The organism is Candidatus Hodgkinia cicadicola (genome assembly GCF_002774925.1).
The window spans coordinates 1-12,113 of record NZ_CM008782.1; the positions used below are offsets into that span (position 1 = coordinate 1).

The following is a 12,113-nucleotide window of genomic DNA, read 5'->3' on the forward strand; positions in this document are numbered from 1 at the left end:
TTCTTTATTTAAATGATTGAATACAACATCCGGTCTCATCAAATCTAACTCAAACAATCCCCTATTCAATATACATAACAATTCACCTTTCCTTTCATCGAATCTTTACAAACCAAACGCAAACTAAACCACAAAATACCCAATGTTATAAATCAACTAAATCAAACAACATCTTAAAAAATATGATTAAGATTTAAAATGGTAAATTCAAAACAGTTATATTCTAAATAAATTATTCATAAAACTACAACCCTTACAACATTTTGATATTAACCAAATAAGCCAAATAATAGCCAGATGAAACCAAACCAATTAACACCATGATCGGTTAACAAGATATTAATAAATCAAACTAAATAACTTCTTAATAATGACCATTAGTAACAACACGAACAACATATAACCAAAAACCAACTACTACCACAATCAACATCCCAATACCACATAATTCATCAAATATTTATTCACTTCTGTGTTGACAATTAATTAAAATCAGAATTCATTTACCTTAAAGTAAGTAACACAATCCCATCAACTACTTTTAATAGTCCTAACACTAACAAACACATCCCTCATCATAAAAAAATACACAAACCAATAACCACAAACAACCCCATCTCCACCACTAATCCCCATCCACTCCATCTAATATCTCTCTGTGTTATATGTTCAATTTAAATAAACCATAGTAACTCATCACATTACCTCTCATACCCGCATTATCTAAACCAATTATATATGTAAACTTATAATACAAACACTTATTCAATAATCACACCACAACAAAAAAATGATCATAAAACCGATGTCACAAAATACCTTTATCAAAGATCTCAAAACATTAATCCTAAGACATTTAGACTCCGGCAGTCTTGAAATCATAAGTTTAATTAACTCAACCAAAACCACCCTAGCATCTTGAATAGAAAAATTAAACCAACATGTATGTTCTAAATTCGGAAACAACCACCTTACTAAGAAATTAAACTTAATTCTAGCCATCATCTGAGGTATTTGTTGTACAACGTTGACTTGATGTTGGTTGTTCCATGCTTAATCAAAGTTTAACAAATAAATCCAGACTACCAACACCCATCATTATTTTTTATAACGAATAACTACTACCATTTAATCGATTTCTACCAACAACCTATCACTAATATATATATTACTTCTCAATAGTCCATCGAACATAGCTATAACTTTTAACAAAAAAATCGAAGATTAACTCAACCTCAAACAGTTATCTTCTTTCATTTATTCCCTTTCATCCATATCCACACAAACATATCCAACAAAATCCTACCTATTATCTACCTCTTCAGAACTACCTACTTAACCCTAAACTCTACATCCTAACAACCTCTATCATTTAAACACCCAATAATCTAATCTCTATTTCCTAATTATAACTCCCAAGCTGACAACTTATTTACCTACAACCCAAACAAAACATTTAGATCCCACTAACAAAACCTACTAACATTTACTAATCTCTAATAATTACATTAAATTCATCAAACACACCGAACCTATAACAACTATCAACTCAAAGTATTTCTTTCAAACGAACTAAATTCTACTTCTAATTACTACCAACCATATTATCTAAACAAACAACCCATATACATCCGTAAAGAATTAACAACAACATCCAAACGTTGTTATCTACACCAATTTAACTTACCAACATCCAAGCACCAAAACCCATACCTCTGAATCAACCTCTTACTTCCCCAATCATCTAATAACCTAACATTCTGATTATGTTATCAAGTTCCTTCATCAAAACCATCCATCTTCAAACCTCTCTTACCTTCTCACAATCCACCTCCCCATTCCAATCCTTTGTAACATAATAGTCTCTAAACTGTTTACCCCATATTGTACATTTTTATCTTCATTTGTGTTCATATTGTATAAACATCCCGACATATTGAAATATCCTCGTCCAAACATCTGTCAAGTCCAACACTCGTCAAACATAACACCAATCATTTCTTCCAACATAATCAACCTGAATCTATCCAACATCTTCCTAATTTAGAATACCAACACCGACCAGATCTTCTATCTAAAATCAATGAATCCATCTCAAACACACCTCTTCTCCTAACCACAACACCCAACCTCATCTTTCAATTAACATCCTATTTCCCATCTGATATCTCTCTTAAACATCTTAAAGTCCATTACTCCCCATCTACACCAATACAATTACCATTAAGAATTATCTTAAACCAAAAAAACAGGATAACCAACAAATCAAACATCGACCTCTGCCATCCTCTTCATGCTCATCTATCTTAATATCGTGAACAATAAACCTTTATCTTCAACCCATCATAGATTAACTGACCCGATACTACCTTCTTCTCCAAAATAGAAACCTCTAAATACCATTGATTCTAACTTAATAAAAATTGGTAAGTACACAACATAACGTTTGATAATTTAATAACAACCTCCGAAGCACATCATAACAATGTTATAATTTATGTATAAAATCAAACTTTAATCATTTCTTGAATTCCTATCTCCACGAAAGCGATAACTGACATACATGCACAGGATTTATCTTAAGATATATAACCCCCTTCAATAAACATCTTACCAACTAGATCTAATATCTTTACAAAACGATCCTACCATCAATCACTCCTTTATCATCCAAAAATTAAACCAAACCTTTGAACCATCCAATAAATTTCTATCCGGAACTACCCCAACCCTTATCTCAAACCTCCAATTGCCTCATACTTCTCAATCGATCTCCACCATCGAGTATACTACTTCCAACAAACATGATCTATTAACTACTAAATTTTATCTTCTTAAACCTAAACATACCCAACATCCACACAACCACACCATCGAACCCATTACTATAACCATAACAACATCCAATCCTTTGAAACTTATTACAACATCTCCTAGATGACCAAATTCTACCAAGAACATGCCATGAATACAAACATCCATACGCAACAAATACCCAAACGTCTAGATCTACTTCCCTCTCACATATATTAACCAATTAAAACCCCTCATGTCAATATCTCCTTAATATAAATTGACACTTCAATTGATCAACCAATATTTTACACATTTTTTCTATCTAATAATAAACTTAAATTTTAAAAAAACCTATTCATCGGTATACTTCATTTATTTCAAACACAATCCCATCTTAACAGTCCAATCATAAACACATCAAACAAATACACCCAAACATTTCATTTCCTTACTAATTACCCACTTTTGTTCAGCATATGTTTAACCCAATCCCAATCTATAATCTTATTGACTTATAATTCTATACAATTGAAACGACCGTACAAACAACACAATAACCACTACTAATTCTTATCCCACAAACAACACCAACAAATCAGCTTATACTACCAATCATTACCACGTTATCATAAAATGTATTTACTACAAACTAACCTATTAAACAGAATATCAAATTGTTTAACATTAATATCAAATCTTAGAGTTAACAACAAACCAACAGTCGAATCCTCTCAAACGATGTTTTTGTCAACTACCATCATTCAATCAATCTGTGGATTAATACTACTATGAAGTACAAATAAACTTGGACTTATAACTTATCTGATCATAAGAGGTTTACTGACGAATTGAATTCATGAAGATGCCATCTCTGACTGTTCTGATTCAAGCACCAAACAAAGTGTTACAACAAGATTAGAACTTCTCAAAATACCAACGATTGGTGCATATGGAAGTTGCATCCTAACCTCTACTATTTTGTTAGAATACATACTATTATCCAACATCAAAACAAACAAACTGCCAACAACCTGCACGATCTGTTCATCCATAGGATACTTCTCCATGATTTGTCACTGATACCTTATCCCACATGCCTACAGCTCACAACGTTGTCAACCTAAACTTTCAAATCTCTTAACTTGATTACCATTACTATTAATAACTATCTTGTTACAAACCAGCTGTGTTCAAACCATCCTGCTCCTCATGTCAAACCTCCTGTTATTACTGGTTTTTAACCTTTGATCATTACACAAGTTCGGAGGACATACCGGCAACACCATCGGTGCTCTCAAGAAACTTTCCGAAATACTAAGTCTTATTACCATGACAAATTAATTCCCTCCTTCATTTACGTAAACCTATAATCACCCCCTTTCTTTTATTATACCTTCAAAACCAACCTCTCCATCTTTTCCCATTCATTCAATTAAATTCTTACTTCCGATCATTGATCCACCACCAAAAAACTATACCCAAACGACCACACCTATTAATCGTTTATTCCCACAATCCAATCCTTAATACCATATAACCCATTTATACTTAATAACAACATACCTTCCCACTAACAACCTCCAAACGTTGTAACATAAAATTATCAATTATCGAATCTTAACTCTATATAACTTAACCTCCATCCGAACACCAATGTATTTAAATCAACCTTCTATAAATTTTTAACTCCTAGTCAATTCTGGATCCAACGTTCCATGTCCCAAAACACATCAGTAAATCAACATAAATCCTATTAATCCAACACTTATCCAAACATTTATCTTGATCGCTTAAAATCAAGGCAATTACATCCAAACCATTAAACACTTAACCAATCATTAACCGAAACCAAACAACAACATGGCGGTATACTTCAACTTGTTTTATTATTGAGTTAATTACAAACGATAAATCAACCCTAAACCTAACACAACCACTTTTATTCGATGAGATACACAAAACAACATAAACTTGATTACTGATCTTTCTGATTATAACTCAAATCTGTCTCGAACATCCTGTCACTAAATTGCAACTAAACAACCTATCGTTCACTGACAAAATCCAAACTAATTATATTTAACTCTGACCTCTTAATCTCTCTGTTTTATCGACCAAGTCCAACAACAGAACAAATATGCCTAACATTATTAGAACATCAAATTTCCATTCAACTTCTTCCAGATAGACCAATCTTATCCAAAAGATTAGGTACTTCCAGATACCTCATGGTTTTTTTCCTAACATTATATAACTTAAAATAAATTAACTTTCATAATAACAATTTAAACACATATACAGAAACAATATTAACAAAACCAAGTAGAATTAACTTATCTGTTCCAATACTTAGAGAATAAATACTAAGCAAATTGAACAATCCAGACCGATTACAAAGTTCGTTTAACTCAATTGGCATGTCAATAATTCGATCAGTCCTTGCCATTTTAATTTTACTTTTTATATTCCGATAATCATCTAATATAAACATTGCCGAACTATTATCAGATTTAGACATTTTGTTTGTCGGATCTTTAAAAGACATTACTTTCATTGTTGTAATTAAACGTTTTGATCCAGAAACAAAATCATGATCACTTCCAAAAGTTTTGTATTCAAACAACCTGTTGAACTTAGCAATAATCGTATTAGTATACTCAATGTGTTTTGTTTGATCCGATCCAACACACAGATAGGTGGGATTACATAGAACGATATCGGCTGCCATTAAACTTGGATAAAGTAAACTTCCGAAATTAATCTGAACTTTAGAAGAACTAGCACGATTAACATCGTTTGCTTTCGATAAACATACAACAATTCAATTCAGATATGGTGAGAGTGATGAATAAGACTGAACATATATTATACATCGACTTAATAAAGATCTTATTGAAAACACCGACACAACAAAACCAACCATCAATCTAGTTGCTAACGTTGAAACGAACAAATGGTTCTCTGATAGTGAATGTAGGTTGGCTAATAAGCATACCATTAACTTTTTTATACCAATAGCAGAAATCAAACACAAATAATTGGCAATATGCGGTTGTCCTGTAGTTTTAATACCAAACAGCCCAACATCTCTATGTTTTATACCAATGATAGAAGTCACTTATCTAATTTCTAAACTAATCCTTAACATCTTTTATTAAACCCATCAACTACATCAAGCTTGGATTATCTCAACACCCAACCGTTCTGTCCATGACAACGTTGTAACGAATTCATTCATAAGATATCAAACAAATATTCTCATTGATTAGATTAAACATTTAAACCAACCAATATATAATGTATAACTGAATACACTTATGTAAGTGATAAACACACGAATAAATCAAATGAAACATACACACTTCTGTTCTAAATATCAACAAATGTCTAGAATCAACTTGACACAACAAAATAAACATAAATGTCTCGGTTGGCTAATAGTTAAACTGTTGTTAAAATTGTAAACTTAACTGAATTGTTAGAAAAAAAAGATTAAGTTATGATTGGTAAACATGTTTAATAGATCGGAGATAAGAATATCTGGTTGACTTACAAACAAATCACTTATGATATGACCATCACAGATGATAACCAAACATCTATCAATAACTACAAGTATATGGTTGAATGTTGGTTCATGTGCATATCTATGACAAATCTTATAATACCTGAACAACATGTTGAAGTTATGAAGACCAAATACAAATAACTATTATTTAATATTTTGATATTAACGTTGAAACATAAGCAACATAGACCTACCAGCAACGGAAAACAACCTTGGCTATTCCCAATCATCTGTATGTCTCATTTTTAGTCCAGAATTAGAGTAATAAATCTAATCTTTAATTAAAGTATACTGTTTTGATTTCAATGAATTCGAAAGAAACAGATTTAGATTAACAAACCATGAAACGTTTTATCTTCATCATTATCATAGAACCTGAACAAATCCTGATCAAACAAACAGTTTATTAATAGTCGGTTAAAACCCAAAGATGTATAAATTCCACATTAAACAAGTATAAATCTGTCAACAAGTCTTAATATCGAAGTATATACCAACCGATTGTTAACTTCTATTTAACGTGTTTGTTGATTAAACTCTTGACTGTAAGAGAACAAAACACATGGAACACATATAATACATTGGAATACATGAATTGTATAATTTACATGAAGTAATGTTAAACATATGTGTATGTTGGTGTTTAAATTATGTGTACAAACGACCTGTTAACCTTATTAAGTTAATAACATTTAAGCAACTATCATTGGTTGTTGATAAAATCTGTTGGTAACAACAAGAAGTTAACTTTAGAATCATTGGAGATCAATATCTATCAAGATCATTGAGATTTTAAACGATCCAAGACTTAAAGATGTAATAATCGAGAATAGATTAATAACTTATAGGAACGAACCGTTGTTTTTTATCAATTTGTTAAATTACTAAATCCTAGATTCGAAGAAACAGTCTCATATCGACTTCAGTTACTTTAATCTAACTTATCAACAAAACTTATTAGGTTTCATGGATTTAAGCACTACAGACGTACAAAGAGTTCCAATAATGTAAGGTTTTGATAGATATATTTATTATGTTTGAGATACAAATCTAGAAACAAAATTATAATTAGTGATAACCTTATGGCAGTAACCAAATGTTAATCTGGAATAAAAAAATGGAAGGCGAATGGTTGTTATGACTAAAACACAATCTGGGTACAACATTGGGATCGATGCTATTACATTGATCAATGTTTGGTCATTCTTGTTAGGTAATAGTCACTTTTCAATAACATCGGAATGAATAATGTTATATGATCCATGTTGTAAACTACTTAATGGTGTTGGAACAATACTAACAAATTAGATTAATTATGAAGATAAGATTGGATAAATTCTGGTTGTTACATGACTGTTTAGAATTAAAACCATGCATGAAAAGAGTTGGAGCTGCAACGTTTCATCCCAAAACTGTAAAACATATTATAAATAATTCAAATCTTAACTTCTATTTTCTTCAACCAACATATAGACCACATGACAGCAACTTTGACTTAAATCATAAATACCAAAAACATCTTCAATATCAAGTGCTAATCCATCCATTCTATGGTTTACCTGGTCATTTGTGTTTTAAATCACTGCAGAAAATAGGCTTAACAAAAAAAATAACCATGAAGAAATCACATTGAGAAAACACCACATTAAACGCTTGAGGATTAGGCTGAGAATGTTTAATAGATTCAATCGAAGTATGTCAAATAACCGTATTTCATCAAATATGTGGTTTAAAAGCTAAACATCCAATGTTAGAAATTACATACGGATTAGAAAGATTAGAATTGGTCATGATCAATAAACGGAGGTTGGTAAATCGATTAGAAATACCTGATTGTTATATTAACACAAATTTGTTGGAATGTTGTAACGCTTTAGTATACTACTTGAAAATTAAACAACAATTAAGAAACCATGTTAACCACAATTTTTATTCAAACTATTTCATGTTTTTGAAATTAATTGAAATATATAATCGGATTTCAACAAGCCGTAAACTAAAACAACCTTTGACAAGATGTATTTTAAACGAAATACAAGATAAAATAAGGATCATTGTTAAAGTTTCTCAATAAGGAACAAATGGTATAAACTATGTATAAAGAACTTCAAACCCTCTTGATCTGGCTAACTGTTTGATAGATTTCATAGGTTAATGTATATCCAACAACCAAACAATCAAGAAAACATGAATTGAACATACACTTATTAACATGTTGGAATAAATCGTTAATAACTAACACCGTTGCCATAAGTTAATAGTTAAACAAACAACAACAAGAAAATAAACAGAACGTTGATGGTATTGGAACATTAAGGTAATCGACGGATAATAATTAGTGATTCAATGGATGAAATTAAACACATCGTGCTATATTTGTTTCGTTGGACATATTATCATTCATGTTAACATATGTGTATATAAAACCAAGAACATAATATTAAATTGGTTTAAATCAGTCACGGATAACAAAACAGGATCCAAAGTTAAACATGTTGAGGATATTATGTCAGAATTTTAGATCTAAGTTCTAAGATTTAATTTAAACATGTATAGTTTAACACCAAAAAAACTTCAACCGATACAACAATCGACCCTTCAATCAAGATGTTACTAATCGTTTGATTAGATGATAATAAAATACTCATGAAACGAGATGTAAGCACAACGCAAGTAGGAATGATTTGTTGTGTATATTGGTAAATGTATGAGACCGTTGTGTCTATGTCCGTATACATCAATATGTTGAATTATATAACCTTGTAAACAGATTTATGTAAGGTATAATCGTTGGTCACTGAACTAGTCATTAACAGATGTGAACCATCAAAATATGTAAACTAATTAATATCAACTTATTAAAGAAATGAAGATGGATGCATATGAATTACATCAATCATACAAGTATTAACTGTTTAAATTTGGAACAGTAACAACAAGTAAACACTAAAATATGTCGATGTTATTGATTAAGATCTGTTGGTGTTGATATCTGTTTAATTTTTTCAATGATTAATCAAACAAGGTAATTGCTGTCGGATTATAAGCTAGGTGGTAGAGATAAACAAGACAAATGATGAGGTGGAAAGAGGAACATATTGGTTTATTATGAATATTTGTAAATGTTGTACCAGCATTAAAGATAGAAACGTACACATTTAGTTTATGTCAGATCATTGATATTGGTGTAATAAAGAGGTTAAGACTCATCTAAAGGTTCTCGATCATAATTTACATGTTGGGATTAATAGATAAAATCATCTGAATATTACATCTATGATATCCGCATCAAACTTAACATGAACTGTTATCTTGTTGTTTTAACCAAGTATCAACATGAGGTTGTTATAGTTCTAATAAAATCTGTTGATGGTTAGTTCAAAATTCGATGAACATACCAACATTTTGTTTGAAAATATAAATATAACCAACAAATAAGAGTAATAAAATAAACATGTTTGGAGTTTGATAGATTGTTGATCTTTTGTTCTATTAAGTTAGTTGATTGAAATGTTATAAGAGAATAGGTTACAGATAAGTTAGACGAATGAATACATGACCTCTGATAGATGTAAGAGTATACATAACAAAAGAAACAAACCAATTAACACAGGATCTTGATGCTTAGATTGGATTTTTTTGACGTTGTTGATGAGTTTATTGATATCTTTAATGTTAATAAAATTGTCATATGGTTAACAAATGTTGTTGTTATGTTATAGAAATTAACTTATAGAAACAACTAAATTCTTGATTAATAATTCACTATGTTCGATTGTTATTAAGAACCAATAAGTACTCAATAGATGTTGAACATTATGAGATTAAGTTGTGCTGGATGTTAAACCAACGACCATGATATAAAAAAAGATTTGGTGATCGACATGTTCACTTCATTTTATCAATAACAACATGTTCGGACCTGTTTTGTACTTGTAAAACTATTAGTTGTTCATTCACTCTTTAAAGATTTTACTTGATCCTTAATATAAACAAATTATTATTAACTGAAACTGTTAAACGTGGACATAATTCATGAATCAACGAAATAACTACAACCTTGTTGTGATTGGACCAAAACAGGGTAAACGTAATGAATAGTTAGGTCTGGTTTTAAGGTGTGATTTCAGTACTATGGATGTTGGTAATTTATAGTTTTCAATTAATTCATCATTTCATTACTACATCAAATATAAGGAACGAGATATGTTAATTTGAATGTTATTTGAATTAACTCATGAGTTCAACCTCAATGTTTTGAATTACATATTAAAATAACGTTTAGTCACAACGTTTGGTAACAAATTGGATGTTGTCAATACTTTGATGTTATTACGTTTAATTTAAATAAAGCAGAATGGTGATGGTTTTACTAATAATTGGTTCAATTAATTCCTCATTTCGATAACAGTATTGGTCTAATATCCTATAATGTTCATCTATCACTTCCTGTAAATCATAACGAACGTTGTTAAATGTCCAATTGATGTGTTCGTGTAAAAACCAACATCCTAATAGATTAAATTGACGATTGTAACTAGACAGGAGTATACATGTAAAACGAATCAACAAACACATGTTAATTAACTGACTTAATATCTGGTAAACATGGTATTCGCTAGTCAACATCGTTCGAATTAATAAATTTACTTGGAAATGATCAACGGCCAATCAATAACAACGTTCAGAGGTATTAATAATCCATGGATTGTCATAATGTTTGGATATGAATTTAACACATAATTAATAGTTTAACTTGGAATGAAGTTGTTTAATAATCGTTGATGTTTTTAATATGGGATAAAGAAATTATCAATAAGTTTACGATTTGTTTAAGTCATTATTATGGTTTTATAGTATGAGAAGTATACCGAAGATAACAAAAATAGGAAGATGTAATTGGCCATGATTTCATATTGGTTTATGTAATATAGACGAATAAAATTGATATGTTGGTATATGATATTAGATGTTGGCGTTGGTTATTAAAAAATACATGTATCAGTGTTGGTTAACAGAAACATAACACCAGTTTATTACAATAAATGGTAAGATAATTGAACAATACTTTGTTTGAACCGATATATCTGTTATGTTGTACTTCATCAGATGGTAACTTAATTAGTCAGAATAAAGAAGAACCAGTATAGTGTTATATCTTTAAAATAACTAAGATGTTACATGTTGGATGTACTTCGGATGTTGTGATGTAAAGAATGGTCTGATTTTGAGAATAAATTATAAACAGTGATCGTTTGTTCGAATCGATCATGCAGGATTGGTAACTAAACCTATTTAAATCAAACGTTGTAACAAATCCATTCTCGATTAAACTCTTAAAATTTAAATCAATGAAAGATGGTACTGATCAAGTGTATCTCCATTTATAGATAAATAATCGTTTGTTTTTCTTAAATTGATAATTGTTTACAAGAATGGAATTATATGTAATATTTGAAACAAAATAGAGGTGATAAGGATGTTAATTTAATCATGTGGATAGAGGATATAATATTTAATAAGGTCATTTTGTTGGTATGTCTCATAATGAGATCATTGGGATTTTATTGGTAAATATCAAACATTGGGTTTAAAATAACCTGAACCAAAAGATTGTACAAACGTTGCATGTTGGTTGTCAAATCGTTGAACTGAAACAAATATCATAAACTTAATATGTTAATTGTAGGTGGAAACATTAAAACATTTGTTCTGGTTTTTTGGAAATAAATGGTATCTTTGGTAATAC

Annotated in this window: 10 protein-coding genes; 3 read left to right on the top strand and 7 right to left on the bottom strand. The window is 30.2% G+C overall.

Annotated elements, in window-relative coordinates; genetic code table 4:
- Nucleotides 1–486 precede the first annotated feature (486 nt).
- The gene (locus MAGTDC_RS04245; RefSeq protein ID WP_192572972.1) at nucleotides 487–645 is read right to left on the bottom strand and encodes a hypothetical protein; all 159 of its coding nucleotides are present in this window, start codon (nucleotides 643–645) and stop codon (nucleotides 487–489) included.
- A 145-nt stretch (nucleotides 646–790) separates the two neighbouring features.
- Between MAGTDC_RS04245 and MAGTDC_RS00800 the strand changes: the two genes are divergently transcribed.
- Nucleotides 791–1,057, top strand: a complete 267-nt coding sequence (locus MAGTDC_RS00800) for a hypothetical protein (RefSeq protein WP_146656623.1) — start codon at nucleotides 791–793, stop codon at nucleotides 1,055–1,057.
- Nucleotides 1,058–1,812: 755 nt separating this feature from the next.
- Here the strand turns inward: MAGTDC_RS00800 and MAGTDC_RS00805 are convergent.
- The 4 genes from MAGTDC_RS00805 to MAGTDC_RS04250 form a co-directional block, all read right to left on the bottom strand.
- Nucleotides 1,813–2,034: a hypothetical protein gene (locus MAGTDC_RS00805; protein ID WP_146656624.1), complete on the bottom strand. Its 222-nt coding sequence runs from the start codon at nucleotides 2,032–2,034 to the stop codon at nucleotides 1,813–1,815.
- 267 nt (nucleotides 2,035–2,301) lie between these two features.
- Nucleotides 2,302–2,436, bottom strand: coding sequence for a hypothetical protein (locus tag MAGTDC_RS05240; RefSeq protein WP_278046870.1), 135 nt, complete (start codon nucleotides 2,434–2,436; stop codon nucleotides 2,302–2,304).
- Nucleotides 2,437–2,610: 174 nt separating this feature from the next.
- A complete protein-coding gene (locus tag MAGTDC_RS05245; protein ID WP_278046871.1) occupies nucleotides 2,611–2,781 on the bottom strand; it encodes a hypothetical protein in 171 nt (56 codons plus the stop codon).
- Between the two features lie 31 nt (nucleotides 2,782–2,812).
- Nucleotides 2,813–3,037, bottom strand: coding sequence for a hypothetical protein (locus MAGTDC_RS04250; RefSeq protein WP_192572973.1), 225 nt, complete (start codon nucleotides 3,035–3,037; stop codon nucleotides 2,813–2,815).
- A gap of 497 nt (nucleotides 3,038–3,534) precedes the next feature.
- Between MAGTDC_RS04250 and MAGTDC_RS05815 the strand changes: the two genes are divergently transcribed.
- Complete coding sequence (locus MAGTDC_RS05815; protein WP_192572974.1) at nucleotides 3,535–4,137, top strand: adenosylcobinamide-GDP ribazoletransferase; 603 nt, start codon at nucleotides 3,535–3,537, stop codon at nucleotides 4,135–4,137.
- A gap of 486 nt (nucleotides 4,138–4,623) precedes the next feature.
- Here the strand turns inward: MAGTDC_RS05815 and MAGTDC_RS05260 are convergent, their stop codons facing one another.
- A complete protein-coding gene (locus MAGTDC_RS05260) occupies nucleotides 4,624–4,839 on the bottom strand; it encodes a hypothetical protein (RefSeq protein ID WP_146656626.1) in 216 nt (71 codons plus the stop codon).
- 64 nt (nucleotides 4,840–4,903) lie between these two features.
- The gene (locus MAGTDC_RS00820) at nucleotides 4,904–5,914 is read right to left on the bottom strand and encodes a tryptophan--tRNA ligase (RefSeq protein ID WP_146656627.1); all 1,011 of its coding nucleotides are present in this window, start codon (nucleotides 5,912–5,914) and stop codon (nucleotides 4,904–4,906) included.
- 1,765 nt (nucleotides 5,915–7,679) lie between these two features.
- On the opposite strand from MAGTDC_RS00820, the gene MAGTDC_RS00825 reads away from it, so the two are divergent.
- Nucleotides 7,680–8,438 (top strand): glycine--tRNA ligase subunit alpha, encoded by a 759-nt coding sequence (locus tag MAGTDC_RS00825; protein WP_146656628.1) that lies wholly within the window; start codon nucleotides 7,680–7,682, stop codon nucleotides 8,436–8,438.
- The last annotated feature ends 3,675 nt before the right edge of the window (nucleotides 8,439–12,113 follow it).